2 protein-coding genes are annotated in these 3,196 nt (G+C 55.5%); both read left to right on the top strand.

The features are described from left to right. Positions 1-92 precede the first annotated feature (92 nt). On the top strand, positions 93-2,135 hold the full coding sequence (locus QZL71_RS12880) for a type IA DNA topoisomerase (protein ID WP_294649119.1): 2,043 nt from the start codon (positions 93-95) through the stop codon (positions 2,133-2,135). Continuing rightward, positions 2,135-3,022: an LPD16 domain-containing protein gene (locus tag QZL71_RS12875; RefSeq protein ID WP_294649117.1), complete on the top strand. Its 888-nt coding sequence runs from the start codon at positions 2,135-2,137 to the stop codon at positions 3,020-3,022. Before QZL71_RS12880 ends, QZL71_RS12875 begins: the two co-directional genes overlap by 1 nt. Positions 3,023-3,196 lie beyond the last annotated feature (174 nt).

Raw genomic sequence — 3,196 nt, 5'->3', positions numbered from 1 at the left:
GCGGCGTTTGCCGCCTTACATATTGCAATCCGAAACAGATTGGAGGGATTCTTATCGCAAAATTAGTCGTGGCAGAAAAGCCCTCGGTGGCCATGTCCTATGCAAAAGTTCTCGGTGCGACCAACCGGCAGGACGGCTACCTTGAGGGCAACGGCTATCTCGTCAGCTGGTGCGTTGGTCATCTGGTGGAACTGGCACCGCCCAATGTTTATGATGCCAAATACGTCAAGTGGAGCATTGCAGACTTGCCCATCCTACCGCAGAAGTGGCAGTATCTGGTGTCTGCCAGCACCAAAAAGCAGTTTTGCATCCTGCAAAAGCTCATGCACCGCCCGGATGTTGACAGCGTGATCTGTGCTACGGATGCAGGACGCGAGGGAGAACTGATCTTCCGCTTAGTGTATCAGCAAGCCGGATGCAAAAAGCCCTTTACCCGCCTGTGGCTGTCCAGCATGGAAGAATCAGCTATCCGGGAGGGCTTTGCCCACCTCAAACCGTCAACTGAATACGATGCGCTGTACAACGCAGCTCTCTGCCGGGAACGCGCCGACTGGATGGTCGGCATCAATGCGTCCCGGCTTTTTTCGTGCCTGTACGGTCAACCGCTGGCGGTGGGGCGTGTTATGACCCCGGTGCTTGCCATGACGGTGGTGCGGGAAGCCGCCATTGCCGCCTTTGTGCCGGAGAAGTTCTACACGGTGGATCTGGAACTGACCAGCGGCTGCACGGCATCCAGCCGCCGCATTCCCGAAAAATCCGTTGCCGAAAACCTGCTGGAAGCCTGCCGAAAGGAGATGGTAGCAACGATCCAGCGCATCATCCGCAAGGAAAAATCCGAAAATCCGCCGCCGCTGTACGATCTGACCACCCTTCAGCGAGATGCCAACCGCCTGCTGGGGTACAGCGCACAGCAGACGCTGGACTATGTGCAGAGCCTTTATGAGAAGAAACTTACCACTTATCCCAGAACTGATAGCTGCTATATCACCGACGATGACGAGGAAATGCTGGAAGAACTGACCGAGGCACTGGAGGTTTTTCTCGACATTACCCCGGAAGATGTGGACGAAGCTGTGCCCCGGACACGGCGCACCGTCAACCCGGAAAAAGTCACCGACCACCACGCTATCCTGCCCACTCGCAGTATGCTGCAAGCCGATCTGGACGCATTGCCCAAGGGGGAGCAGAATGTCCTGAAGCTCATCATCGCCCGGACGCTGATGGCGGTAAGCAAGCCCTTCCGTTATCTGGAGACCCTGCTGACCACCGAATGCGCCGGGGAGGAATTTACCGCCAAGGGCAAGGAAGTTTTGGAGGAAGGCTGGAAAGCGGTGGAGCGCAAGGTGCTGGCAGATATCCTGAACCGAAAGCAGAAACTCACAGCCCTGCCCAATGTCGCAGAAAATGAGTGCGGCATTCTCAACGCCGAACTGAAAGAGGGGCAAACGACCCCGCCGAAGCATTTTACCGAGGACCTTCTACTTCATGCGATGGAAACCGCTAGTGCAGACAGTATGCCGGAGGGTGTGGAACATCAGGGCATCGGCACCCCGGCAACCAGAGCCGCCACCATCGAAAAGCTGGTGCAGAAGGGCTTTCTGGAGCGCAAGGGCAACAAGAAAACCAAGGTGCTGCTGCCTACCGACAAGGGCAAAGCCCTTATTACCGTAATGCCCGAAGAAATCCAATCCCCGGAAATGACCGCCGATTGGGAAACAAAACTGCTGCAAATCGAGCGCAGCGAAATGGAGCCTGAAACTTTTATGACTGAAATCAAAGAGATGATTTCCTCGCTGGTAACGACCACCGAGGCTGCGAAAGGAGCGAATGCGCTTATGAAAAACAAAATTATTGGTGTCTGCCCGAACTGCGGTAAGCCTGTCGTGGAGCGTGAAAAGGGCTGGTTCTGCGAGAACCGGGAGTGCCGTTTCGTGCTGTGGAAGGACAATGCGTTCTTTAAGCGTCTGGGCAAGCGTTTGGATGGCCGAATGGCGGACAAGCTGCTGCGGGATGGCCGTGTCAGGCTGAAGGACTGCAAGAGCGCCAAGGGCAAGACCTACAATGCAACCGTGCTGTTGGGCACCGAGGCGGATGGCCGCAGCAAGTTTTCTCTGGAATTTGAGGGTGGTTGCTGATGGAGCAGAAAAAAGAAGCGGTTTACCTTATCAACGATGAACGCTATCTCCACCTCCGGGAAAACGGTGCAGGAGTCGGCTTTGCCACCTACAACAAGGTGACCGGCGAGCCGCTGGAAAGCGGGCAGATTTCCGAAAAGAACCTGCCGCCCGATGGCAGGAACGCCATTCCTGCCGCCCGGAACTGGTATCTATTTGAACTTTCGGACGATGACCGCAAGGTCATCCAACAGGAAAGCGTAAAGATCCTCGAAAACATCCCGCAGGCGGGCATTGGCAGGCGGCGCATCTGGGAGCCGGAAACGCTGCCGAAGGATATTCGTCTCATCAACAGCCACTATGATGACCTCTATCGCATTCCAGATGGCGGCGTGATTCAGGTGGATTACCCGGATGGGCGCAGTTTTACGGCACGGGTGGAACATCTGGATGATTATCACTTTGACATGGGCGGTCTGGGCAATGTGTTCCACATCTGCCAGTTTGCCGAGGTCATGGAGCGAAACCATGCCGACTTCTACCCCGAAATTCAGACACAGGACGAGCAGGCTGTATGGGAACTGGGCGGTAAGGGCTATCTTGCCATCCAGTCCTGTGAGGATGGATGGGACTACACACTCTACCACAGCGATTATTCTGTGATGGACGGCGGGCAGTTGGATGCCCCGGAACTGACCATTCAGGAAGCCCGTGAGCAGATTCTGGAAGCGCACCACATGGAAAAGGGGCGGCGGCTGTTGCAGGACTACGATGCCGTCATGGACAAAGTTGCGGAAACCGAGGAACTGAGTGCAGACCATCGCTCTTCCACACTGGAAAAGCTGGCAGAACTGGCAAGTGATACGTCTGCGCCAAAATCGTCTGCACGTTCTGCGCCGGAACTGTGAGGTGGACGATGCAGCAAAAATGGAACCAGAACTTTGACGGCGAACCTATGACGGACATCCCGCAGAGGTTTCTGAACGCGGGGTGCGATGTTTATATGGTGATGCAGCTGCGGCATGACGAAAAAATCCTCGATGAAAGATTTGCTTCCATGCGGGAACTGCATCGTCGGGGCA

It is taken from the genome of uncultured Faecalibacterium sp., from assembly GCF_900066275.1.
Taxonomy (GTDB): Bacteria; Bacillota; Clostridia; order Oscillospirales; family Ruminococcaceae; genus Faecalibacterium; species Faecalibacterium taiwanense.
The sequence above is the reverse complement of the archived record's forward strand: the minus strand, read 5'-3'. Positions and strand labels throughout refer to the sequence as shown.

Excerpts from the sequence above, each read along its gene's own strand:
- QZL71_RS12880 (WP_294649119.1), top strand. The coding sequence starts at position 93 with ATGTCCTATGCAAAAGTTCTCGGTGCGACCAACCGGCAGGACGGCTAC.
- QZL71_RS12875 (WP_294649117.1), top strand. The coding sequence starts at position 2,135 with ATGGAGCAGAAAAAAGAAGCGGTTTACCTTATCAACGATGAACGCTAT.